The organism is Frankia sp. Allo2 (assembly GCF_000733325.1).
GTDB classification, from domain to species: Bacteria; Actinomycetota; Actinomycetes; order Frankiales; family Frankiaceae; genus Frankia; species Frankia casuarinae.
Genome location: NZ_JPHT01000039.1, coordinates 1 through 24,518, shown reverse-complemented (window position 1 = coordinate 24,518; position 24,518 = coordinate 1). Strand labels below are relative to the sequence as shown.

The 24,518-nt window shown below is 69.8% G+C and carries 17 protein-coding genes; 11 read left to right on the top strand and 6 right to left on the bottom strand.

From position 1 onward, the window contains the following. From ALLO2_RS19455 to ALLO2_RS19445, 3 genes are all read right to left on the bottom strand, one after another. Nucleotides 1-3,730: type I polyketide synthase (locus ALLO2_RS19455; RefSeq protein WP_157493471.1), on the bottom strand; the 3,730-nt coding region annotated here is incomplete at its 3' end. Between the two features lie 471 nt (nt 3,731-4,201). Beyond that, nucleotides 4,202-4,816, bottom strand: a complete 615-nt coding sequence (locus ALLO2_RS19450; protein ID WP_232235210.1) for an SGNH/GDSL hydrolase family protein — start codon at nt 4,814-4,816, stop codon at nt 4,202-4,204. 41 nt (nt 4,817-4,857) lie between these two features. Continuing rightward, nucleotides 4,858-6,066, bottom strand: coding sequence for an NAD(P)/FAD-dependent oxidoreductase (locus tag ALLO2_RS19445; protein ID WP_035734035.1), 1,209 nt, complete (start codon nt 6,064-6,066; stop codon nt 4,858-4,860). Between the two features lie 230 nt (nt 6,067-6,296). Here ALLO2_RS19445 and ALLO2_RS19440 point away from each other — a divergent pair, with 230 nt between their 5' ends. The 3 genes from ALLO2_RS19440 (at nt 6,297) to ALLO2_RS19430 (ending at nt 8,874) form a co-directional block, all read left to right on the top strand. Next, nucleotides 6,297-6,827, top strand: a complete 531-nt coding sequence (locus ALLO2_RS19440; RefSeq protein ID WP_023841482.1) for a PaaI family thioesterase — start codon at nt 6,297-6,299, stop codon at nt 6,825-6,827. A gap of 271 nt (nt 6,828-7,098) precedes the next feature. Continuing rightward, nucleotides 7,099-8,052, top strand: coding sequence for an alpha/beta fold hydrolase (locus ALLO2_RS19435; protein WP_011437323.1), 954 nt, complete (start codon nt 7,099-7,101; stop codon nt 8,050-8,052). Between the two features lie 240 nt (nt 8,053-8,292). Further along, nucleotides 8,293-8,874, top strand: coding sequence for a TetR/AcrR family transcriptional regulator (locus ALLO2_RS19430; protein ID WP_035734033.1), 582 nt, complete (start codon nt 8,293-8,295; stop codon nt 8,872-8,874). Between the two features lie 314 nt (nt 8,875-9,188). On the opposite strand, the gene ALLO2_RS19425 is transcribed toward ALLO2_RS19430, so the two are convergent. Further along, entirely contained in the window at nt 9,189-9,653 is a 465-nt protein-coding gene (locus tag ALLO2_RS19425; RefSeq protein ID WP_023841481.1) for a DUF1772 domain-containing protein, read from the bottom strand. A gap of 415 nt (nt 9,654-10,068) precedes the next feature. After that, the gene (locus tag ALLO2_RS19420) at nt 10,069-12,318 is read right to left on the bottom strand and encodes an NAD-binding protein (protein WP_023841479.1); all 2,250 of its coding nucleotides are present in this window, start codon (nt 12,316-12,318) and stop codon (nt 10,069-10,071) included. A 345-nt stretch (nt 12,319-12,663) separates the two neighbouring features. On the opposite strand from ALLO2_RS19420, the gene ALLO2_RS25945 reads away from it, so the two are divergent. The 8 genes from ALLO2_RS25945 to ALLO2_RS25940 all read left to right on the top strand — a co-directional run bounded on the left by ALLO2_RS25945 (nt 12,664) and on the right by ALLO2_RS25940 (nt 23,309). Beyond that, nucleotides 12,664-15,912 carry an ADP-ribosylglycohydrolase family protein gene (locus ALLO2_RS25945; RefSeq protein ID WP_023841478.1) on the top strand — a complete coding sequence of 1,083 codons (3,249 nt, stop codon included), beginning with the start codon at nt 12,664-12,666 and terminating at the stop codon, nt 15,910-15,912. Nucleotides 15,913-16,072: 160 nt separating this feature from the next. Further along, entirely contained in the window at nt 16,073-16,750 is a 678-nt protein-coding gene (locus tag ALLO2_RS19405; protein WP_011437329.1) for a hypothetical protein, read from the top strand. 359 nt (nt 16,751-17,109) lie between these two features. Beyond that, nucleotides 17,110-18,630: an aldehyde dehydrogenase family protein gene (locus ALLO2_RS19400; protein ID WP_035734031.1), complete on the top strand. Its 1,521-nt coding sequence runs from the start codon at nt 17,110-17,112 to the stop codon at nt 18,628-18,630. Between the two features lie 85 nt (nt 18,631-18,715). Beyond that, nucleotides 18,716-19,726 (top strand): zinc-dependent alcohol dehydrogenase, encoded by a 1,011-nt coding sequence (locus ALLO2_RS19395; RefSeq protein ID WP_035734030.1) that lies wholly within the window; start codon nt 18,716-18,718, stop codon nt 19,724-19,726. A gap of 203 nt (nt 19,727-19,929) precedes the next feature. Beyond that, a complete protein-coding gene (locus tag ALLO2_RS19390; protein ID WP_011437332.1) occupies nt 19,930-21,117 on the top strand; it encodes an NAD(P) transhydrogenase subunit alpha in 1,188 nt (395 codons plus the stop codon). 4 nt (nt 21,118-21,121) lie between these two features. Further along, nucleotides 21,122-21,502: an NAD(P) transhydrogenase subunit alpha gene (locus ALLO2_RS19385; RefSeq protein ID WP_011437333.1), complete on the top strand. Its 381-nt coding sequence runs from the start codon at nt 21,122-21,124 to the stop codon at nt 21,500-21,502. Next, nucleotides 21,499-22,920 carry an NAD(P)(+) transhydrogenase (Re/Si-specific) subunit beta gene (locus ALLO2_RS19380; protein ID WP_011437334.1) on the top strand — a complete coding sequence of 474 codons (1,422 nt, stop codon included), beginning with the start codon at nt 21,499-21,501 and terminating at the stop codon, nt 22,918-22,920. Before ALLO2_RS19385 ends, ALLO2_RS19380 begins: the two co-directional genes overlap by 4 nt. A 236-nt stretch (nt 22,921-23,156) precedes the next feature. Beyond that, complete coding sequence (locus tag ALLO2_RS25940; RefSeq protein WP_157493469.1) at nt 23,157-23,309, top strand: hypothetical protein; 153 nt, start codon at nt 23,157-23,159, stop codon at nt 23,307-23,309. A 77-nt stretch (nt 23,310-23,386) separates the two neighbouring features. Here ALLO2_RS25940 and ALLO2_RS19375 read toward each other — a convergent pair whose 3' ends face one another. Beyond that, nucleotides 23,387-24,304 (bottom strand): catalase-related domain-containing protein, encoded by a 918-nt coding sequence (locus ALLO2_RS19375; RefSeq protein ID WP_255361222.1) that lies wholly within the window; start codon nt 24,302-24,304, stop codon nt 23,387-23,389. Nucleotides 24,305-24,518: the final 214 nt, after the last annotated feature.

Sequence of the window (24,518 nt, the reverse complement as noted above, 5' to 3'; positions counted from 1 at the left end):
CAATCCCAGCGGTGGCCGGCTGCGACCCCACGGTCGCCGGGGCCGCGGATGGGACGGTCACCGGAGGCACGGATGGGACGGATGGGACGGATGGGACGGTCACCGGAGGCACGGGCGGGGCAGCCGCGATCGCACCCGCCGGACGCCCGTTACTGTTCCCGGTGCTGGGGATCGGAAGCGGGACGGCCGGCAGCCCGGGCGCCGGGATTCCCGGCGTACGCAGATCGCCCGCCGTTCCCCGTCCGTACAGGTCCGTCGGTTCCGTACCGGTGGTGAGCGCGCCGCCCGGCGCCCCGCCGGCCGCGAGCCCGCCGGCGCCGTGGCCGCCGACGCCGTGGCCGCCGACGCCGTTGCCCTGGCCGCCGACGCCGTTGCCGTACTCCAGGTCGGTCAGGGACGCCAGGATCTCGTTGACCCGGATATGGGCCTCACCCACGGCCAGGCTCTGCCGGGTCACAGCGTCGGCAGCGGCCCGGATCTCCTGACCCGCCCCATTGTCCGCGGGGGCCGCGCGAAGGACCTGCACGAGGCCCTCGGCGACCCGGAGCTGGGTGTCGAGGAACTGGGAGTGCAGGGCCAGATGGTCGCGGGCGACCTCGCTGATGCCGGCGACCTCACCGGCGCTCGGGGCCGGGGCCGCCAGGGTGGCTGCCGCCGGAGCAGGCGCTACCGGAGCGATGGCCGTCGGGACGGGTACCGCCCGGGTGGGCGCCGGTGCCGGCTGGGTGGGTACTGGCCGGGTGGGCGCCGGTGCCGGCTGGGTGGGTACTGGCCGGGTGGGCGCCGGTGCCGCTTCGGGGACGCGCCGCTCGGTGGCGGTCGGGACGTTTTCGAGCGCCGCGGCGGCCGACTCCCGCGGCCGGACGGCCGCGGCGGCCGCGAGCGTGACCAGCGCGTCGGCGTAGGCGCGACGGCGAGGCTCCGAGACGTAGTCCGCCCCGGTCAGCGCAACCGTCATCCCGGTCGGCTGCACCTGCTGCGGCAGCGGGGCCGTATAGCGGTTGAGCCCGCTGAGCTCGACGCCGAGCACCGCGAGGCGCACGGCCGCGGTCATCAGAGCCACCGCGCCGTCGCCGTCGCGACCGGCGTCGGTGGGGATCGCCACGACATCGTCGCCGAGGGTGCGCCGGACCAGACCGGTCAGCACCTGGCTCGGCCCGATCTCGACAACCACCGTCGCGCCGTCCGCGTGCAGGGCCTGCAGCCCGGCGACGAACTCGACGGGGTTGCCCAGCTGCCGGGTGAGGACCCGGCGGTTCTCGGCGGGGTCGTCGCCGTACCGGGCGCCGGCGGTGTTGGCGTGCACCGGCACGGCCGGCGATCCGATTTCGGTGACGTCCACCGCGGCGGCGAAGTCGTCCACCGCGTGCCCGACGAGCGAGGTGTGGAACGCCGCGGCCACGGAGATGCGCCGGGCGTCGAGCCCGTTCGCGGTGGCGGCGGTGACGAACTCCTCGACGGCGGGCGTCGGACCACCAACGACGACCTGGTCGGGGGCGTTGTGGTTACACACGACCACGTCCGGGTGCGCGGTCAGCAGCTCGGCGACCGCGTCGCGGTCGGCGCGGACGGCGGCCATGGTGCCGGGGTCGAAGCCGGGTTCGTCCGGCGGGGCCATGGCCTGGCCGCGACGCCGGGCGAGCCGGAAGAAGTCGGCGTCGGCGAGGGNACCGGCGGCCCACAGGGCGGTCAGCTCCCCGAAGCTGTGGCCGAGCAGGCTCACCGGGCGCAGTCCCAGCTCCCGCAGGAACCGGAACTGGCCGACGGAGAGCGCACCGATCGCGGGCTGCGCGTACTCGGTGCGCGTCAGGTTCATCTCGTGGTCGGCACGGTCGCCCGGATCGAAGCTCGGCGGCGGGAACACCGCACGGGCGAGCGTGAGCTCGGCCCCGGCGAAGGTGGCGTTCGCCGCGTCGAAGGCCTCCCGCACCGGCGGGATCTCGACGGCGGCGGTGAGCCCCATGTCGACGTACTGGCTGCCCTGGCCGGCGAAGACGACGCCGACGCGGGGCTGCTCGGCCGCCTGCCGGCGGTAGTGCACCCCGGCGGGATGCGACCATTCGGCGGCGTCGGCTCGCGCCGCGAGCTGCTCGATCGCGATCGCGCGCAGGCGCTCCGCCTCGGCGCCGGTGCGCGCGACGAACCCGACCCGCGCGGCGCTGCCCGGGATGCCCGTGTCACCGTTCGGTTCGGCCTGTCCGCGCACCAGGTCGAGGAGCTCCGCGGGCGTCGCGGCATGCCACAGGTGGGCGCGGACGGCACGGTGCGTCGCCCGGGCGGCACGCTTATCGGCGTCCGGGCGTGCCGTGTCGGGGGTCTCCTCCAGGACGACGTGGAAGTTGGTACCGCCGAACCCCATGGCGGAGGCGGCCGCCCGGCGCCGCCCCACGTCCGGGTCGAGCACCCAGGGCCGGGTGCGGGTGCTGAGGTAGAAGGGCGAGCCCTCCTGGGCGAGCGCCGGATTCGGTTCGCGGACGTTGATCGTGGGCGGCAGCACCCGGTTGTACAGCGACAGCGACAGCTTGATCAGGCTGGCCGCGCCGGCAGCGCCCTTGGTGTGCCCGATCTGCGACTTCACACTGCCGATCGCCGCCCGGCCCGGGCGTGCCCCGGCCTCGGCCAGGACGGCCCCGAGCGCGGACAGCTCGGTGGCGTCACCGACGGCGGTACCGGTGGCGTGCGCCTCGAACAGCTCGACGGACGCCGGGCTCNCCCCGGCGTCCGCGTAGGCCCGGCGCAGCGCGCGGACCTGGCCCTCCGCGCGCGGCGCGTAGACGCTCTTGAACCGACCGTCGCTGGACGACCCGAGACCCCGGATGACCGCGTAGATCCGGTCCCCGTCGCGCTCGGCGTCGGCCAGCCGCTTGAGCGCCAGCATCCCGATGCCCTCGCCGACCAGGGTGCCGTCGGCGCCGGCGGCGAACGGCTGGATGCGGTCGGACTTGGACAGCGCCTGCGTCTTCGAGAAGCACATGTAACTGAAGATCGAGTTCTCGGTGTCACAACCACCGGTGATCATGAGATCGGCACGGTGGTCGATGAGTTCGGCGATGGCCCCGCGGACGGCCGTGAGCCCACTCGCGCACGCGGAGTCGACCGTGTAGTTCGTGCCTCCGAGGTCGAGCCGGTTGGTGATCCGGCCGGAGACGACGTTGCCGAGCAGCCCGGGGAACGAGTTCTCCTCCCACGGCGGGAACGCGAGCGAGAAGGCCTCCGAGACCGCGGCGGTTTCGGCCTCGTCGAGTCCCGCGGCGCGCACGACCTCGCGCAGGACCGGCGTCTCCAGCCGGGCCGCCAGCGGGTGGGCCATCGTGGTGGGGCCGGCCATGCCCAGGATGACCCCGGTGCGCTCGGAGTCGTACCACGCCGATCCCGGTGCGCCCGCGTCGACGAGCACATCCCGCGCGACGATCAGACTGAGCAGCTGCACGACCGCGGTCACGTCCAGCAGGTTGGGCGGAAAGCCGAACTCCACCGGGCTGAACGCGACCTCGGGGAGGAAGCCGCCCCGGCGCGCGTAGGTACGGTCGGGCACCGTCGCATCCGGGTCGTAGTAGTCCTCCGGGCGCCAGTGCGTCGACGGCACCTCGGTGACGCAGTCGACGGCGTCGATGACGTTGCTCCAGTACTCCCGCACGTCGCGCGCCATCGGGAACAGTCCGGCGAGCCCGACGATCGCGATCGGGTTGTTCGCGAGTCGTCGGTCGTCAGGGCGGTCGGACTCGTCCACGTGCTTCTCCCCTTTACTGGCCGGCAGGTCACCACCGCGTGCGGCGGGACCCTGATATGTCGGGCGTGGTGCCCTGATATGTCGGGCGTGATGTATCCGGCGGAGGNATTCAGGTGTGAGGTATTGGGAACCGGTTCACCGGAGCGGACCGGCCGGTCCGCCGGAGAGCCAGACGGCCGGCGGGTTGTTCCGGAACAACGTTGTCCCGGAACAACGTTGTTCCGAAGCACTGCCGCAGGTCTTCGTGGCCGTGACAGCGAACCGCGAGGCCTGGCGACAGTTTACTCGTATCNGATCCGCGCGGGCATCCTGGAACCAGTGTCATCGACGTCCTGTTGTTCCGCAAGAACAACCTGCCGAACACTCGATCGGCCGAGGCAATCGCCGCGACGGTGCGTCGTGAGATGCTTCACTCCCGATCCACTCGACGTCGGGTCAGAATACGTCGAGAGGCCGGTCAACCGAACAGGGTCAGGATGGAACCGGAACCGGAATCCGGGGAGCCGGGCGCGACAGGACTTCGCGCACCAGATCCGCAAGGAGACTGGCGACGAATTCGTATCCGGCCGCGTTGGGATGATAGTCCCCGGGATTCCACAGTTGAGAGTCGTGGGCGCGGTCGACGTGATCGAAATCGACGAGGAGAATTCCGTGGTTCGCCGCGGTCGAGCGGACATGGTCGTNCGCCCGCTCGATCCTGGAGCGGAGTACGTCCAGGATCGCCGGCGGCGCCGAGAGCCTGGTGGTGAGGTCCGGAAAGGTGAAGGTGAACGCGGTGGTTCCCGGGACCGCGAGAGTCGCGACTAGGTGGGTGAAGTTTTTTTCGAACCTGTCCTGCGAGTAGTCCGCGAGCAGGTCGTTGCTGCCCGCGGCGATCCCGANGAGGGCCGCCGGGGCGGAGGCGGCGACGTCGAGCTGCGTGTCGATGACATCCTGCGTCGTCGCGCCGTTCCGCCCCAGGTTGAGAACGCGACTGCGCGGAATACCCAGAGCCGCGGCCATTCTGGGCGCCCAGCCGATCCAGGCGCCGTCGGGAGCCGGGTCACCGCGGCCCTCGGCGAAGCTGTCGCCGACCACGGTGAGCATCGGCGACGGCGTCGGACCGCCGATGATCGGTCGACTGTCCATTACACGGCCGCCGCGGCCAACATGATGGACTCGACGTTCTCCGGCGCGAGAAAGACCGACGACGGCACGACACCCGCGATCATTCCGAAGAACTGCGCCCGCGCCGTCTCGTTGTTCGGCAAGGCCCGCCACAGCGCCACGAGGTGCGGCGGGAAGTTCAGCTCGCCCAGCGTCGTGGNGAAATTGAACGCACCGGCCGATTCCTCGTCGCGCAACCGCTGATACTCGGCGAGGGCCTCGTCCATGGGCCGGTCGCCACGCAGCGCCTGGTCCACGTGCTCGGTCAACAGGTCCGCGCAGCGGAAGGCGTCGGTGATGCCCAGACCGGTCACCGGGTCCTTGTGGTAACCAGCGTCTCCGGTCAGCGCCCAACCCGGACCATAGGACGTGCGGTAGTAGTTGTCCGGATAACGGATTCCGTAGTAACGGTCCTCCTGGACGCCATGGCTGTCGAGATCCTCGGCGAGCTCGGGCGCGACGCTGCGGAAGGTCCGGCGCAGGCTCCCGTCGATATCGGCGCGGAACTCCTCGAAATCCTCGAGGTTGCGCATCGCGGTGACGAGGGTGAGCCCGTCATGGGTGGGCCAGCCGGCGCACTGCTCGTGGTCACCGAACCGGCTGTGGAACTGCCAGTCCAGCCCACTGAAATAGGAGTAGTAGATGAAGCTGGCCGCCGGCACGACCTTGTAGAAGTCGGCTCCCACCAGGTCGGCCACGACGGAGTTGCGGCCGTCGGCGCCCACGACGAGAGTGGCCCGCTCCTCGACGACGGCTCCCGTGGCGTCCCGGCCCACGANCCCCGCGACCGTGCCGTCGTCGTGACGGATCAGATCTCGGACCGAGAANCCCNCCCGGACTTCGNCNCCCGCCGCGACCGCGCCGTCGAGCAGGAGCTTGTCCAGCACGATGCGGCGCGGCGCCATCGAGAACGCCAGCCCGTCGACCGGATCGGCGAACCCGCGGATGACCACACCGAGGTGGGACACCGTCATGTCGGTGATCGGCCGGCAGTTGGTCGCCGTGAGTGCGTCGAGCAGCCCCCACTCCCGCAGACGGAGCAGTGCGGCCTGCTGAAGATAGTGGGTGGAGATCGTGTCGCTGGGAAAGGACACGCGGTCGACGAGCAGCACCCGGTGACCGCGCCGGGCAAGCAACATCGCCACAGGTGAGCCGGCGCAGCGCGCTCCCACGACAATCACGTCGTACATGGTCGGAGACTCCCTGAAGTATGCCGGTCAACCGATCGTTACACTGGCACGACGGGTCCCCGGCGGATGTGTTGTCGTTATCCTCCTGGGCATCCTCCTAGGCTCCCCTATATACCTGCAAGGCGTCACAAGGTGATGTAATCGCACGATAGGAATCACCAATGGCAAAGGGTTCGTAAAGTCGCCTCGAATTCATCCCGAAGAAACCTTTCCAGCGGATGCTCAGTAACATGTCTGCTCAGTCGGAGATACGATCCCCACTGGAGATGGTTCGCGAGGCGCACTTTCAGGCGAACGGTGACGCGCCACCAAATCTCGAACAACTCCGTTCCGTCATCGACACGATGGTGCCATTCTGCAACCTGACCGGGGTGCGGGTCGTCGAGCTGCGCCGGGACGGCGGCGTGGCGGAGCTCCCCAACCGACCCGACCTCCAGAACCACATGGGCACCGTGCATGCGGCGGCGCAGTTCCTCGCCGCCGAGGTCTCCGGAGCCGCGGCGTTCTCGGGCGCCCTGGCACCGAGGATCTTCAGCCTCCGCAGCTTCGTGCTGCGCGACTGCCGGATCATGTACCTGCGGCCGGCGGTCGGTCGGATCCGGGCCCACGGTTCAGTGGACATCGAGGTGGCGCACCCGGCAGCGGAGCGGACCGCCGAAGAACGCTTCGAGATCCGCGGGGGCTCGCTGCTCTACGACGACGCCGGCGCCCTCGTCGCCAAGGCGGAGTTCGACTACCGCGCCTGGTTCGACGCCTCCTGACAAGACACCTGCAGGAAAGATACCTGCAGGCAAGGCGCCGCCGGCAGCAGGAGGGCCCTGCCCGCAGGTAAAGCCCGTAACCACGGCTCTCCCTCGCCCGGGCCGGGCATCCCGGCCCGGGCGTCCTCCGCGACTTCACTGGAAGAAGTCCACAGACGTTACTACGCTCACCATCATGCCCGGCTTTCCGGCTGCGCTCACCAACCTTTATCGGACCCGCTGTCGGAAATACCGATCAGACGATCGGCGATCCGGATGGAAGGAGCGGCACGTGTCCGCAGATGCTCTTGTTCCTCCCCCGTCGGCGGCCGCCGGTGAGACCGAACCCGCGGCGGAAAGCGAGACGGAACTCGAGGTCGCCACCACTGCCGGGACGCGATTCGGCCTGCGTGTTCTTCCGCAGGCCGACGAGTCCGCGCCGGTGATTCTCCTGCTTCCGGCGATGGGGGTTCGGACAAAGTACTACACCCCCTTCGCCGAGGCACTGCGGTCGCTGGGGTACTCGGTCGTGACAACCGATCTGCGCTGGCATCACCACGGAGCCGCGGCGCTCCGGCGCTCGGCCGGCAGCCGGGGCAGCTACCAGGAGGGCGTCGAGGACGACCTGCCGACGATCACGGCGGCGACGCGGGAACGATTCCCCGGGGCGCCGCTGTTCGTCGTGGGTCACAGTCTCGGCGGACAACTCTCGATCCTGCGTGCCGCGCGGGAGGCCCCCGACAGCGGCGGGCTGAGCGGCCTGGCCGTCATCGGCGCGGGCACCTCGTACTGGCGCGTCTTCAGGCCCCTTCGTTCAGCGTGGGTCCTGGGCGGTTCCACGTTCGTCGCGGGGGTGTCGCAGCTGCTGGGCTACTGGCCCGGGCACCGGTTCGGCTTCGGCGGGCGGCAGCCCAGGGCGCTGATGCTGGACTGGGCCAGAAGTGCCCGCACCGGCCGTTACCGGCTGGCCAGGTCGGAGCCCGACCTCCTCGGTCTTCTCGGCGCGGTGACCCTGCCGGTACTGGCCATCTCCCTGGACGCCGACCATCTCGCGCCGCGCCGGGCGGTCGACTATTTCACCAGGCGGTTGACGGGCTCGGAGGTCCATCGCGTCCACCTGGACCGCACGAGTGGATCCACCCACCTCGGTCACTTCGACTGGATGAAGGAACCCGCTGTCATAGCACGCCACGTGGCCGAGTGGATCGACCTCGTCCTCGGCCGGAGCGGCACGGGCGCCCGGTGACGGGAACCGCACCGTGACGGGGTGCTCGTCGCGGTTCCGCTAACTGTCGCCATCCCTCTTGTTCGCCATCCCTCTTGTTCTTGTTCGCCATCCCTCTTGTTCGAACTTGTTCGAAGCAGCCGCTCCCCACCGTGATTCTCGCTTCCCACCGGGCAGCCCCGACCGTCCGGTTCACCACGGTTGACAGACGGCTTGTCTTCGTCTCGAAGACAGCCTGTCCATCGCACGTAGGGTGCAGTCATGTCTCCCCGTCGCTACGAGCAACGGCTGCGCACGGCTGGTGCGGACCAGACCCGCCGCCGGATCCTCGACGCGATGTACGAACAGCTGCCCCGGCTCGCGAGCGTGGAGGCGGTCGCGCGGCAGGCGGGCGTGGCCCGGTCGACGGTCTACCTGGTGTTCGGCTCCCGAGCGGGGCTGTTCGATGCCCTCACCCAGGACGTGCTCGACCGGGGCGGTTTCGCGGACCTGGTGCGGGCCGTGCAGGATCCGGACCCACTCGTTCACCTGCGCGGCGGGATCACCGCAAGCGTGCGGGTGTACGCCGGGCAGCGCGACGCCCTGTGGGCCCTGCGCTCGATGGAACAGGCGCTCGATGGCGCGCTGCAACGGGCCGAGCAGGACCGTCTCGGCGGGATGGNACATCTCGCCGAACGCCTGGCCGCCCACGGCCTCCTGCGCGTGCCGGTGGCCGCCGCGGTCGACGTCCTCTGGCTGCTTACCAGCTTCGACGCGTTCGACCTGCTCTACACCGGCCGCCGGCTGTCGGTCGACGAGGTCGCGGCCCGGCTCCTGGCGACCGCCGAGCACGCGCTGCTCTGAACCGGCACACATCCCGCTGGAGCTACCCGAAGGCGGCGATCGACCTCGTCCTCGCCCAGATGGAGACCCTCACCGAGGACTGGTCCCCCGCCGACCAGTAAAACGACACTTCTCCTTGGTCATCGAGCAACCAATGCGCTGACCGGACGAGCTGCTGCCCCCGACATTCTCCGCCTCTTACGGAGATCGATACTCCTGTACTGGACGTGTACTGGACGTGTACTGGACGATAAGAGATGACCTTAACCTTGCTGAATTCGCCGAAGTTCAAAGCCGGTAGCTTCCGCTGGAAGGCCTGGGCGGGCGAAGCCGCGTTAGTACTGGGTGGTCGCGGCCAGGGCCAGCAGAACCAGCGCGATCACCGCGGCGGTCGTGCGGATGCTGTTGAAGAAGTCCCAGCGCGCCCGCTGCTCGCGCCAGTCGGCCGGCGGAGACTCCGGCTGCCAGGTGGCCATGGCGTTGTTGATCGGAAGGTCGCCGCGCACGGTGACCAGGATGTTGGTGAGGACGCAGGCCGCCACGATGCCGGCCAGCACCGCGCAGGCCGTCGCACCGGTGACGCCGGCCGCGACCGCCAGGGCGATNGTAGCGATCAGATTTGTAATCTGCAGCAGCTTCATCATCCGCGGGTAGCTGATGTCGAACGCCTGCTTGACCATTACGTAGGGAGTGGGCGGCAGTGAATGCATCGCGGGCCGTACGGCGACCAGGCCGACCGTCAACGTGCCCGCCACCAGCCCGGTCAATACGAGAGAGATCACGACCAGCGCCGAGACCATCCGCTTCAGCTCTCCGTCCTGTGCATGTTGGGGACATACAGGTGACGAGCAGAGACCCGGGCTCGCCCCCGGGCGACTGTGGGGCTAAGGCATTCATACCGCAGACGACGGCTACCCGAAGGCTGGTTCACGAACCGCGTCCAGAATTACCGAAAGTTCCGGGTCATAGGGAAACGAGGCGGCTCTCTACCGAGCCGGTCACAGGCCCAGGTCGTTGATGATCCGGCCGAGCGGCTCGGGCGTGACGGACGGCTGCGGACTATCGACCGTGAGGCGGTTCATCCCCTCCAGGTAGATGTCCACTTGTTCCCTTTCATCCAAATAGGCGGTAAATATTCACATGGTTTTGTGGTCCGNGCATGACTGTGTGCCGCGCGGCCACTCGTCCAGGTAGCGCACCGTCACGGTGATGGTGTTACGCAGTTCCCGCCGTGGTGATGTCGACCTGCTGGTTGCGCCGCACCATGTCGACGATCCGGTTCACCGGTCCCACCACGAACAGCTCGTCCCCGGGCCGGAGCCGGGTGTGGCGTCCCGGCCGGTAGTCCGGCCCGCCACCGGGAGCCCCCTGGCCGTCCCGCTCCACGCCGCCGTCGGTGTCCGCGCCGCTGTCCAGATTCACGCCGCTGTCCAGATTCACGTCTCCGCCGGTGTCCGCGTTCGCGGCCGCGGTGATCACGGCGAGCACCCGGGTCCCGGTGGACAGCTCCCGCAGGGTCGGGCCGACCAGCCCGCCGCCGGCGTGGATGGTCATCCTGGCCACCAGGAACGGCGTGCGCTGCACGTAGAAGGTACTGATGACGTCGTAACCGAGCGCCGCGCCGACGAAATACGGCGTGGCCAGGGCGGACGCGCTGCGTGCCGTATGGATGCCGAAGCGCCGCTCGACCTCGTCGGCCATCGTGGTGTCGAAGATCCGCAGCACTACTCGCAGGTCGGGGTGGTGCGTGTCCGGGTCGGACTCCCGCATCCGGCCGCGGGACCACCCGCCGCCCCGCCGGGCGGCCCGCCGGGCGGGGCGGCGGGCCGCCCACGCCCCCCGCAACTCCTCGTGCGCTTCCCGGGCCGACAGCACGGCCTCCAGGTTCGCGACGTCGTCGCTGGTGAGCACCGCGATCGTGGCGGCATGGGCGAGGCCGGCCTCCAGCAGCGTCGAGCGGACGGTGGCGTCCCCGATGATCACGGGCACCCCACGTTCACGGGCGACGGGCAGGTACCGGTTGTTCTCGTCACGCTCGATCACCACCACATGCCGGCCCGCGCGCACCAGGCCGTTCATCGTGGCGACCCCCACCGAGCCGAGCCCGCATAGAATGACGTGGCCACGCACCGCCCCGGCCCGCCCGCGTCCCATCACCCGCTCCAACCGACGGCTGATGATGATGTTGGTAATGAACGCATAGACGACGGCGATCGACAGGGCGCCGAGCAGCATCAGTCCGATGCCAAACACCTGTAGCCACTCGTCGGCGGCGCCGAAGTTGAAGTCGCCGTAGCCGACCGTGGCCATCGTCGCGACCGTGAGGTAAAGCGCGTCCAGCGGGCCGAACTCGGCGGGTGCGGCCTCGTTGTGGTTGGCGTAGGTCAACCACAGCACGACCGTACCGACCATCATGATCGTTACTACGGCGGCGAGTGCGAACCGGAAGGGGGGGTCGAGCTCCCCACGGATCATCGAGACGATCTCCCGGAACCTGGCCACCGTGGCCCGCCAGACCCCCCGGACCCCTCCGGGCTCGCGGGGATCGCCGGGATCGCCATGCTCGGCCGAGCCGCCGGCCAGCGCGGCGAACAGCCGCGCGTCGTGCAGGCCCGCGACCGTCATGCCCCGCTCGTGGAACTCCGACAGCCGCCCGAGGAGCGTCAGCCGGTCGCCGGGGCGCAGCGAGACGTCGCGGGGCGGGCAGAGCTCGGGGAGGCGCTCCCCCGCGCGGCGCAGCGAGATCGGGGTCAGATCGCCATAGCGGGCCCGGAAGGCATGCCGGCCTATGATCGACTCCTCGATCACCGCGAAGACCTCGGCATCGGACCGTTCGTCCATCGGGAAGGCGTGCGTCACGTCCGAGCGGAGGCACGCCTCGACGAAGCTCGGCCCCGCGAGCTCGGCCCGGTTCAGCACCCGGACCTGGCTGAGCGCGTCCGCGAGCTGGTCGCCGAGCTGGCGGTTACTGATGGCCACGACGAGCCGGACACCGGGGGCCGTCTCGGCCGCGACCAGCGCCGTGCCCAGGTTGTCGAGGTCCGTCTCGTGACAGGACACGACCGCGAGCGCCGCGGCGATGCCGGCCTCGCGCAGCGCCCCGGCGCCACGGGTACTCTCCACCAGGACCCGCACGCCCCACCGCTCCACCCTGCGCCGGGTGGCGGGGGCGACCCGATCGTCGATGGCCACCACCGTCACACCCGACGCCCGGAGCTGTTCGGCCAGCCGGAGCCCCAGGTTGCTCAGCCCGCAGACAATGACGTGACCCGACGAGTCGGAACCACCCGAACCACCGAGACCACCGAAGGCGCCCGAACCTCCCGAGCCGCCCTGACCGTTGACAGCGCCATGCCCGCTGAGGGCACCATGAACGTTGACGGTGCCATGCCCATCGAGGGCACCATGAACGTTGACGGTGCCATTGCCTCCGGTCACGCCGGGACTTCCAGAACCCGCTGCCATGCCACCCCCCTCCAGCACGCAGAACCGGTCCCGTCCCGGTCATGCCTCGACCGGACCATCCTCAACCGGATCGGTCCGGGGCCGATCAACACCGCTCGGCACGCCGTGGCGCACCTGGCCGGTCCTCGCCGGACCCGGCCGGGATCGGGCGCGCCACAAGGGGAACAGGCACCGCGCTGAGGTGGGGTATGGGGACTCGTCCGCTGCCGCCAGTTTGTCATACCGGCCCGCGGCGACGGCCGGGCACGGACCCGGTGGGCGGATCCGCCGCCTCCGATAGTCTTTTCCACCGGTAAGTGGCAAAACGGTTCGGATTCGGCTACCCAGGCAGGGCGGAGAGCAGCAGTGAAGGCGAACGAAACTACTCTGGGTGAACTCCTCCAGGGTCAGTGTCAGTACGTCGTCCCGTTGTATCAACGCCCCTACAGCTGGGAACGCGCCAACCTGCGGCAACTCTGGGCCGACATCACGAGCGTGGCCGCCGCCGGTCCAGCGGCAACACACTTCCTGGGTTCGCTGGTTCTCGCGCCGAGCCCGTCAACCACGCCGGCCGGAGTGGCGATCTGGCTGGTGGTAGATGGTCAGCAACGGCTGACGGCGCTGAGCATCCTGCTCTGCGCGATCCGCGATCATGTCCGAGATGACGATCAGATGCTCGCGGCGAAAATCGACGATCTGTACCTCATGAACAGGTACGCGGCCGGAACCGAACGTTACACCCTGTTACCGACGCGAGCCGACCGGACCGCCTGGACCGCTCTCGTCGAGCGGTCGCCGGAGGCAGGAGGCCGGGCGGGGATCGGCGACGCATACCAGTTCTTCCGCAAGGAACTCGCCGCGTTGCGCGACGCCGACGACCCGCTGGACGCAGCACTGATCGAGCAGGCCGTGGTCGGTCAGCTCGCAATCGTGGAGATCGCCGCGCATGTCGACGACGACGTCTACCGCATCTTCGAATCGCTCAACCACACCGGCCGCCGGCTCACCCAGGCGGACCTGCTGCGCAACTACCTGTTCATGCGGCTACCCACCCGAGCGGACCGGGTGTACGACTGGCGGTGGTTCCCACTCCAGGAACTGCTCGGTGACAGACTGGAGGATCTGGTCTGGCTCGACCTCGTGCTCCGCGGCGACGACCGTGCCACCAAGGAGACCGTGTACCAGTCGCAGCGGCAGTATCTCCAGACGCTGCCGGACGAGGACGCCATCGAGCAGTGGATCTCCGAGCTGCATGCAAAGGCCCTGCTGTTCAGCCGGATCCTCGATCCGGACCGGGAGGAGGACCCGGTCCTGCGGCAGGCCCTGCACCGGCTGCGCCGGTGGGGGGCGGACGTCGTCCGGCCGATCGTCCTACACATGCTGATCGCGCATGCGAATGACCGTCTCGACGCCACCGAGACCGCCGCGGCACTCCGGGTGGTGGAGAGCTACCTGGTGCGGCGGATGCTGGTCGGCATCGCGAGCGCCAACAGCAACCGCATCCTCATGTCGCTCGTCAAGGAGCTCGGCGACCAGACACCGACCGCCGCCGCGGTCACGCGGGTTCTCTCCGGCCCGCGTAAGAAGTTCCCGACCGATCAGCCTGTGAAGGAAGCCGTCCTGCTCAATCCCTTCTACTGGACCGGACGCGGCCCTCAGCGCACCTATGTGTTGCGCAGCCTGGAAGAGGATTACGAGCATCTCGAACCAGTCGACTGGGGCGTGAAGCTGACGGTTGAACACATCCTCCCCCAGTCATTGTCGAGACCGGGATGGAAAGCGGTTCTCGACGCCGATGCCCACGAGGGTGAGACGCGCGACGAGCTGCACCGCAGGCTCGTCCATACTCTGGGCAATCTGACGCTCACCGCCTATAATCCGAAACTCGCCGATCACGAGTTCACCGAGAAGAAGAAGCTGCTGGCCGACAGCGGGCTGGCGATGAACCGAGAAATCGCCGGTCAGGACAGATGGGGCCGGGAGGAGATCCAGAATCGTGGCCGGGCGCTCGCCGAGCGGATCGTGAAGATCTGGCCCGGCCCGGACGAGTCCGTAGTACCGCCGCCCCAGGACCAGCGATGGACCCTGATGAGCCGGGTACTGGCCGCGATCCCACCCGGCCGCTGGACCAGTTACTCCGACGTCGCGGAGGTGATCGGGTCCCACGCCGTCGCGGTGGGAGCCAAGCTGGCCAGTGCCCGGATCTCCAACGCCCACCGCGTCCTGCTCCTGAACGGTTCCGTCTCCCCGGACTTCCGCTGGCCCGATCCGGAACGCACCGACGATCCACGGGAGATCCTGACCGCCGAGGGTGTCATTCTCAGCAGGTCGGGCCGGGCACTGGCCCGCCAACGCATGACCGCCGCCGAACTCGCCGCCGCCGCCGATCTCGAAACCCCGGAAGAGAGCCAGGGCGCCGCCGGAACCAAGGAACGTCTGTGGGCCGCCCCGGCCGCCCGGTCCGCCGTGGGGCTCGCGGTCAGCCTGTGGCCATCAGAGCGGCGCGCGGCGGCGCCCACGGACGATGCGAACTCCGGCCTCTCCTACCGGGACCGGGTCCGGGGCTGCCTGCTGGGCGGGGCGTTGGGAGACGCGCTCGGTGCGGCAATCGAATTCCAGTCGCTTGACGAGATCCGACGGGAGTACGGGACGGCGGGGGTCATCGGCCTCACGGCCGCCTACGGGGTACACGCTCCGTTTACAGATGACACTCAGATGACGCTCTTTACCGTGGAGGGTCTGATCCGGGCCTCGGTCCGCAGCCGTTCCCGGGGCATCGCCGATCCGCCCGCGGTGCTGTGGCGCGCCTACCAGCGTTGGCTCACGACGCAGCGGCGGACCGGTCCGGCCGCCGGGGAGGTGGACGGCTGGTTGGCGGCGCAGCAGCTGATGTATGCCCGGCGCGCTCCGGGGAACGCCTGCCTGTCCGGGCTGGGGCGCCCCGAGATGGGCACGCTCGCGCGGCCGGCGAACCCCGACAGCAAGGGATGCGGGGCGGTGATGCGCTCGGCCCCGTTCGGGCTGCTCCGGCGGGGCCCGGAAACCTCCTTCGACCATGCGGTCGCATGCGCCGTGTTCACCCACGGTCATCCCTCCGGGTACCTCGCCGCGGGCGCGTTCGCATGGATCGTCGCCGCGATGGTAGACGGCGCTGGCATCACCCAGGCCACCGCATCGGCCCTCGGCCGCCTGTCGGCCGAACGCGACGGCAAGGAAGTAGCCAGAGCTCTGCGGGCGGCGCTCGGAACGGCAGCGGACGGTGCGCCCACGGCGGAACGCGTGGAATCGCTGGGCGCCGGCTGGGTCGCCGAGGAGGCGCTAGCGATCGCGGTGTACTGCGCGGTGGCGGCGCCCGACGATCCGCAGACGGCGCTGCTCGCGGCAGTCAACCACTCCGGCGACAGCGACTCGACCGGCGCGATCTGCGGGAACCTCGTTGGCGCCGCTCTGGGTGAGCCGGCGCTGCCGGCAGCCTGGCTGAAGGAGCTGGCGGGCTATGAGCTGGTCGGGCAGGTCGCGGACGATCTGGTAACCGAGATCGAGAACACCGCGACCGTCTCCGACGCCTTCGGCGCGGCCACCCCGGCCTGGTCCACCCGCTACCCCGGGAGCTGAGCTCACGCACATCAGATCTCCCATCGGTTCGAGCTGCGCCGGTGCTCCGTGGTGCTTCCGGCTCACCTGGTCGGGGGACGTTAACCTGACCGTCCCCCTACCGAAGGTCCCTTTCGGCCACCCGGGGCGGCGAGGTGAGCTGGGCTGCGAGGTGAGTTGCATGAAGGTGCGGACAACAACGGGCCGGCGATGGATCGGGGCGGTGGCGCTGCTGGCGGGCGCGCTGCTCGTGCCGCTGGGATGTGGCGGCGGTGCCGGTGGCGGCGGCTCCACCGACGTCACCACGCCGAAGCCATCGGTGTCCGGCACCACGCCGGTGCCTTCTCCGTCCGTGTCCTCCCGCTCGCCGGATGGACCGGTGGTGACGTCGCCTTCCACGACCGCGACGCCGCGGGAGCCGGTCTGGTCGAGCGAACCGCGCCGCGTCGAGCATCAGCTGTACGGTAACGCGACGGTCGTCGCGGTGCGCGGCGCGCACAACGTCGCCGGCGGGATGGCTTTCGATCGGCTGACGATCGAGTTCCAAGGGCAGCTCCCTGGCTACGAGGTGCGTTACGTGGCCGAGGTGCTGTCGCCGGGCGAGGGCGTTGCGGTCCCGCTGCGGGGGCAGGCGTTCCTGGAGGTGGTGTTGTTCCCGGCCGTGGCCCACGATGAGACCGGTAGGTCGACGCTGCGCACACCGCGGGCCGGCGGCGGGCTTCCCGCGCTCGTCCAGTATCGGATGACCGGCGACTACGAGGGATACGTCCATTTCGGCCTGGGGGTTGACGATCGGGTCGGCTTTCGGGTGCTCGAACTGTCGAACCCGTCGCGCGTGGTGATCGACCTCGCCGCCTGAGGCCTGCCGGTGAGGCCTGCCGGTGAGGCCTGCCGGTGAGGCCTGCCGGTGAGGCCTGCCGGTGAGGCCTCGGCCCGTGGCCTGCCCGCGCCGCCCTGGCGCGGGCAGTTCCCTCTTTGCCGTCGCCGGTCATCGAGCCACACCGCGCCGCACCCCGAAAACCCAACACAACAGCATGATCAACTTAGGCTGCCCGGCACTGGTCCGGGAACGGCCCGTTCGGCATCGGGGGTCGGGACCTTCCGCACATGGTCTCAGGACTGGCGCGATATGGGGTGCTTGGCCTCGGCAGAGAAACATACGTGCCGGTCGGGGCACGCCGGAAGGTGTGCCCGCCCTGTGGAGATCGGGAGGCTGTCATGACGTACGTCCCACCTGGAAAGCCAGGCAGTATCGTCCATGTTACGGACCGGTACGAGAACTTCATCGGTGGAAAGTGGCTGCCGCCGCGGGCCGGTAAGTATTCGACCAACCTCAGCCCGGCCACGGCGCAGCCGATCTGTGAAATACCGCGGTCGGCGGCGGAGGATGTCGAGGACGCCCTGGACGCGGCGCACGCCGCCGCCGGCTCCTGGGCCGCCGCGTCCCCGGCGGAGCGGGCCGAGGTGCTGACCGCGGTGGCGGATGCGATCGACGCCAACCGGGAGATGCTCGCGGTCACGGAGAGCTGGGAGAACGGCAAGCCGGTGCGGGAGACGCTGGCTGCCGACATCCCGCTGGCCGCCGACCACTTCCGGTACTTCGCCGCGGCGGCGCGCACCCTGGAGGGGTCGATCTCCGAGATTGACGGCAGGACCTACGCCTATCACTTCCACGAGCCGCTCGGGGTGGTCGGGCAGATCATCCCCTTCAACTTCCCGTTGCTGATGGCGGCGTGGAAGCTGGCGCCCGCGCTGGCCGCGGGTAACTGCTCGGTGATCAAGCCGGCGTCACCGACGCCGTGGTCGATCCTCAAGCTCGCCGAGGTGATTCAGGACGTCATCCCGCCCGGCATCATCAACATCGTCAACGGGCCCGGCGCCGAGGTCGGCAGAGCCCTGGCCACCAGCCCGAAGATCGCGAAGATCGGGTTCACCGGTGAGACCACGACCGGCCGGCTGATGATGCAGTACGCGGCGCAGAACATCATCCCGGTCACCCTGGAGCTGGGCGGAAAGTCCCCGAACATCTTCTTCGAGGACGTCCTGGCCGCCGACGACGCCTATCTGAACAAGGCGGTCGAGGGGCTGGTGCTGTATGCGTTCAACAAGGGCGAGGTGTGCACCTGCCCGTCCCGGGCGCTGATCCAGGAGTCGATCTACGACGAGTTCATGGCGCGGGCGCTGGAACGGGTCGGCCGGATCCAGCAGGGCAACCCGTTGGACCCGGCGACAATGCTGGGCCCGCAGGTCTCCGCGCAGCAGCTGTCAAAGATCGGCTCCTACGTGGACATCGGCCTGGCTGAGGGCGCCGAACTGCTGGCCGGTGGGCACCGGACGCGGCTGGCCGGAGAGTNCGCGAACGGCTACTTCTTCGAGCCGACGCTGCTGAAGGGCCACAACAAGATGCGGGTCTTCCAGGAGGAAATCTTCGGCCCGGTGCTGGCTGTCACCACCTTCAAGGACGAGGCCGAGGCGTTGGCCATCGCCAACGACACGCCTTACGGGCTCGGTGCCGGTGTGTGGACGCGGGACGGTGCCCGCCAGTTCCGGATGGGCCGGGGCATCAAGGCCGGCCGGGTCTGGGTCAACTGCTACCACCAGTATCCGGCGGGCGCGGCATTCGGCGGATACAAGGTGTCCGGCATCGGCCGCGAAAACCACCGGATGATGCTGGAGCACTACAGCCAGACCAAGAACATGCTGGTCAGCTACGACGAGAACGCGCTCGGCCTGTTCTAGGGTCTCGGAGTCCAGGGTTCCGGAGTCCAGGGTTCCGGAGTCCTTTGGCATTTCCCATCGACGATTCCCCTGACTGGAGGATGTTATGAAGGCAGCAGTTGTCACCGATTTCCGGGCACCGTTGCGTATCGAGGACCGGGACGTCCCGGTGCCGGGGCCGGGCCAGATCCTGGTACGGATGGAGGCCAGCGGTCTGTGCCACACCGACATCCACGCGGCGCACGGTGACTGGCCGGTGAAGCCGACTCCCCCGTTCGTCCCTGGTCACGAGGGCGTCGGCGTGGTCAAGGCCGTGGGCGCCGGGGTGACCGGGCGCGCGATCGGCGACCGGGTCGCGATCCCGTGGCTCGGTCACGCCTGCGGACGCTGCCGCTACTGCGTCGGCGGCTGGGAGACGCTGTGCGAAAGCCAGCGCAACAGCGGCTACTCGATCGACGGTGCGTTCGCCGAGTACGCGGTGGCCGACGCGGACTACACGGTGCCGGTGCCCGGTGACGTGCCGTCGTTCGACGCCGCGCCGCTGACCTGCGCCGGCGTGACCACCTACAAGGCCATCAAGGTAGCCGGGGTGACCCCGGCCGAGACGGTGGCCGTGTTCGGCATCGGCGGGCTGGGCCACCTGGCGTTGCAGTACGCCCGCATCGCGGGNGGNTTNACCGTCGGGGNCGACGTCACCNAGGCCAAGCTGGAGCTGGCCACCGAACTGGGCGCCGACCACGTGGTGAACGCGCGGACCGCCGACCCGGTCGAGGCCATCCAGCGGCTGGGCGGCGCCGACGTGGCGGTCGCGCTCGCCGCGTCGCCCCGTTCGTTCGAGCAGGCGTTCGCCTCGCTGCGGCGCGGCGGCCGGCTGGTCTGCGTGGCCCTGCCGGCGGATGGCACGATGTCCATCCCGATCTTCGACACGGTCCTGAAGGGGATCACGGTCAAGGGATCGATCGTCGGCACCCGCAACGATCTGGCCGAGGTGTTCCGGCTGCACGCGGCCGGCCGGACCAGGGTGATCGCTTCCGGCCGGAAGTTGGACGACGTCAACGCCTGCATGGACGAGGTCCTGGACAGCAGGGTCCCGGCCCGGCTGGTGTTCGAGTTCTGATCTGGCCCATTCCGACCGGTCCGGCCTGATCAAATTTGACCCGATCTAACGCGATCTAACGCGATCTGATCCGGTCTGACCCGGTCTGATCTGGTCTGACCCGGTCTGACCTGGTCTGCTTTGATCTTGCCCGCACGGCCATCGGTCCTCATCCCCCCAACGGGGAAGGGAACACGAGGAGAATCCCGAAAGGGGGAAAGACCATGAGTCCGCTTACCGTGGGCGTGGCCATGGAGACCGCGCCCGGCGAGCGTCGGGTGGCCATGGTTCCGCAGGTCGTGGGCCGATTGGTCGGCTCCGGTCTCGACGTGCTCGTCGAGACCGGAGCCGGACGTGGCGCATGGTTTCCCGACGGCGCCTATGCCGAGGCCGGCGCCACCGTCGTCGCACGGCTCGACCTGTTCGCGCGGGCAGACGTGGTGGTGTCGGTCAGCCTCCCGGACCCGCGGACGCGCGCGTTGCTGCGCGGCGGGCAGACCCTGGTAGGGCTGCTGGCGCCGTTGCCGCGGCCGCAGGTGATGGCGCAGCTGGCCGAGGCGGGGGTGACCGCGGTGAGCCTCGACGGGCTGCCGCGGACGCTGAGTCGGGCCCAGTCCATGGACGCGCTGACCTCCCAGGCGAATGTGGCCGGGTACAAGGCGGTGCTGGTCGCCGCCGACGCCTACCCGCGTTATTTCCCGCTGCTGATGACGGCGGCCGGCACGGCCCGGCCCGCCGAGGTGCTGGTGCTCGGCGCGGGCGTGGCCGGGCTGGCCGCGATCGGCACGGCCCACCGGCTCGGCGCGGTCGTCCGCGGTTACGACGTCCGCCCGGAGGCGCGGGGCGAGGTGACCTCGCTCGGTGCGAGTTTCCTCGACCTGGGTGGGCCCGACCTGGGCGGGGTGGCCGGCGGAGCGGGTCAGGGTGGCTATGCCCGGGCGTTGACCGCCGAGGAACTGGCGGGCCAGCAAGAGGCGCTGGCTGCCGCCGTCGCCCGCCATGACGTCGTCATCACCACCGCTCAGGTTCCCGGCCGCCGGCCGCCGCTGCTGGTGACGGAGGAGGCGGTCAAGACGATGCGGCCCGGGTCGGTCGTCGTGGATCTCGCCGCGAGCCCCCTCGGGGGCAATGTGGAGATCTCCGCGCCGGATGAGACGGTGGTCACCGCGGGTGGCGTCACCGTGATCGGCGCCGGCAACCTGCCGGCCCTGATGCCGGCTGCGGCATCGGCCGCCTATGCCCGCAACGTTGCCGCGTTGCTGGGCCATCTGGTCCACGACGGCGCGCTCACCATCGACACCGCCGACGAGATTCAGGCCGGGGTCGTCATCACCCACGCCGGCCGGGTCGTCCACCCCGCCACCGCCGCCCTGCTGACCGGCGGCTCCGCGGAAAGCCAGTCTGGAGCGTGAGGACATGACCGAGACGTTGGTCACCGACCTGACCGTCCTCGTCCTGAGCCTGCTGGTCGGGTTCGAGGTCATCAGCAAGGTGCCGTCCACCTTGCATACACCGTTGATGTCCGGCGCGAACGCGATCCACGGCATCGTCGTCGTCGGCGCGATGCTGGTCGCCGCGACAGCGCACACCCCACTGGGCTACGTCCTGGTGTTCTTCGCCGCCGCGTTCGCCGCGATGAACGTGGTGGGCGGCTACGTGGTGACGGACCGGATGCTGGAGATGTTCCACCGGCGCCCGGCCGCGGAGCGAAGCCGGCTCGCAGGGCAGAACCAGCCGGCAGGGCGGAACCAGCCGGCAGGGCAGAACCAGCCGGCAGTGGGGAGTGAGCGGTCATGAGCGGCTCGGACACGGCGATCCGCCTGCTGTTCCTGGCCGCGGCGAGCTGCTTCGTCCTCGGCCTGCACCTGATGAACTCGCCCGCGACCGCCCGCCGGGGCAACCAGCTGTCCGCGGCCGGGATGGTGGCGGCCGTCGGGACCGCCGTCGGGCTGCTGGCCCGGGACGGCGTCATCACCGCTACCGGCCTGATCGTCCTGATCGCCGGTGTGCTCCTGGGATCCGGCGCGGGCCTGTATGCGGCGCGGACCGTGCGGATGACCGCGATGCCGCAGCTGGTCAGCGTGTTCAACGCGGTCGGCGGCGGCGCGGCGGCGCTCGTCGCGTTCGCCGAGGTGGCGCGGTTGGGCGGCGCGGCCGGGCTGGCCGGGGCCTCCGGTCAGACCACCGTGACCGTCGGCCTCGACGTCGTCATCGGCGCGGTGACCTTCTCCGGCTCGCTGGTGGCCGCCGGCAAGCTGCAGGGCCTGATCAGTGGCGCGCCGGTGCTGTTCCGCGGCGCCCGACTACTGAACGCCGCGCTGGCCGCGGTCGCCGTGACCGGCGTGGCGGCGATCGTCGCTGGTCACGGTGGGACGATCGCGCTGTCGATCGTCGCGGCCGCCGCGCTGGGCTTAGGCGTGACGATGGTGCTGCCGATCGGCGGCGCGGACATGCCGGTGGTGATCTCGCTGCTGAACGCGTTCACCGGGACGGCCGTGGCGATGGCCGGTTTCGTGCTCGACAGCACCGTTCTCGTTATCGCGGGCGCGCTGGTGGGGGCGTCCGGCTCCATCCTCACCGTGCTGATGGCCGAGGCGATGAACCGGTCGATCCCGGCCATCATCGTCGGTGGTTTCGGCACCGCGGACTCGACCGGAAACGCCGGCGCGGCGGCCTCGGCCCCAGTGCGGTCGGTCGCGGCGGACGACGCGGCCCTGCAGCTGGCGTACGCGTCGAAGGTCATTATCGTGCCCGGCTACGGGCTTGCGGCGGCGCGGGCCCAGCATGAAGTAGTCGAGCTCGCCGACCTGCTCACGCAGCACGGGGTGGACGTCTGCTACGCGATCCACCCGGTCGCCGGCAGAATGCCGGGCCACATGAACGTGCTGCTGGCCGAGGCGCACGTCCCCTATCCGCAGATGAAGGAACTGGCCGAGGTCAACCCCGAGTTCGCGCAGGCCGATGTCGCCCTGGTCGTCGGCGCCAACGACGTGACCAACCCGGCGGCCCGCCGTCCCGGCAACGCGATCTCCGGTATGCCGATCCTCGACGTCGACCAGGCGAAGAGCGTCATCGTCATCAAACGCTCCATGGGCCACGGCTACGCCGGCATCGACAACGAGCTGTACACCGACCCGAAGACCGGAATGCTCTTCAACGACGCGAAAGCCGGCCTGAGCGCGCTCACCGCCGCCATGAAGACACTCGTGCACTGACCTCCCCGGCGGTCCGTCCTCCCCGGCGGTCCGATGATGCTGCTCGGCCTCTTGGCAGATGGTTCACCAGGCCGTTCCCTGAGCGATCCCGGCTGCACGCGGAGTGGGATGCGGATGTGGATACGGCCCTACGTCGTACCGGGATGGTGTGGTGCGGTGGGTGCGGGTGGGACACTCGTCGGGTGATCGGCGGGGCAGGGTGATCGGCGGGGGCACATCGCGCGCAGCCTTCGATCGTGCGCACCTTTCTCACCGAACGCTTTACCGACCCGTATCTCACCCGGTCCGAAACCGGCTACCAGGAACTACTCGCCACGGTCTCGGCACACCAGGTCCACGCCGCTCGCCGCCGGTACGACACCGGCGGCGAGCGGCGTGATCACGCGTGAACCCGGCCTCCCCGAGGACCTGACAGGCCTTGACCGTCAGTCACGATCTGGCGCATCGGCACCATCGGCACCCGGCCCTACGCGGCGACGGCCTCCAGCGCGCGGTCGAAGTGCCGATGGGCGGCCACGGCCGTGGCGAACGCGGAACCGAAGTCGCCGAGCACGGACGGCCCCGCAAGGTCGCGGACCGTCACGACACCCCGGTCGGACACCACCGCGTCACCCTGGTCGGCGNCCCGCGCGCCCGGCAAGGATGCGATCTCGAGCAGCGACACCCCCGCGCCGACCGCGCCGATCGGCTTCGCGTGCTTGTACGCCTCGCCGACGTAGTGCACGGCCTCGCCGTTGTGTGTCAGTGCGGTGACACCGCGCTCGCCCGGGGCGACGAACACCGCGTCGTAGAGGACCGAGGACATGGTCACCAGCGTTCGGTCCACCGGCAACGCGTCGCCGGACACCGTGGCGAGCATGCCTCCGTGCGGCGCGAGAACCTCCAGGATCGCGCCCTGTTCGCGCAGCGCGGCGGTGGCCGAACGCAATGCCACCTCGTCCACGCCGTCCGCCGCGAGCACCGCGATCCTGCGGGTGGCCACCCCGCTGGGCTGGTCGGCCTGACTCAGCGCGGGTGAGGATCGTCCGTGGTTCGGGGTGCTCTCCGGTGGCACCGGCAGTCCGAGGTTCTCGGCGACCCCGGCCGCGAGTTCGTGGTCCACCTGGGCGAGATGTCCCAGGACACGCTCCTTGATCTGGGTGTAGTCGACCTTGCCGAGCTCAAAGCTGAACGCGTCGACGATGTGCCGCCGCTCCCAGGAGGACATGCTGTTCCAGAACAGGGTGCAGGGTGACCCGCAAAGTCTGTTTGTGCAGGTAGACGGTGTGAGACGGGGTGCGGGGGGCTGGGGCCGGTGGTGGTGTGAGGATCCGGGCCCGGCTGCTGTTTCGTCGCTGTGAGTAGCGCGTGTGAGGGTGGGTTCCGGCGCCGGCGGAAACGCCACCGATGACGTTCTGTGACAGCCGGTGGGGTGGGTGGGGNGGTGGGGCCGTGGGGTCCGGGGGAACAACGGCGGGCCACCACGGTGAGGGTGGCTGCGGTGAGGCAACGGGGTCCCGGTAGGACGGGGATTGCCTAGATCACCAGCCGTAGGGAGCCCCGTTGCCGGTCCAGTCTCGCATGCCCGTCACTCCCACCGATCTCGGACAGGCCGGGTC